General features: G+C 73.2%; 1 protein-coding gene. It reads right to left on the bottom strand.

The window, feature by feature from the left end:
- Positions 1-291: hypothetical protein (locus tag JHC99_RS08720; RefSeq protein WP_292153428.1), on the bottom strand; the 291-nt coding region annotated here is incomplete at both ends.

Here is a 291-nt window from a genome sequence, read left to right on the forward strand (position 1 = left end):
GGCGATGGGGGTCGCAGCGGGGGTCACAAGGACGACGGCCAGAGCCGCTGCGGCGGCCGTGGCGAACACCGCCGTGCCGGCGCGCCAGATCGCGATATTGCCCCAGAAGCCGTCATTGTCGTTCGCGGGCCGCTTGGTCAGGCCCAGCTGGGCCGCGATCCGCATCCAGACCACGCGCGGAGGCACGACAGGGGCCACCGCCTCGATCATCGGGGCCAGGCGGGCGTCCCAGTCGGCGACCTGATCGGCGAAACCGGGGTCGGCCTTGATGCGACGCTCGGCAGCGGCGCG

This window comes from Brevundimonas sp. (genome assembly GCF_016463485.1).
Classification (GTDB): Bacteria; Pseudomonadota; Alphaproteobacteria; order Caulobacterales; family Caulobacteraceae; genus Brevundimonas.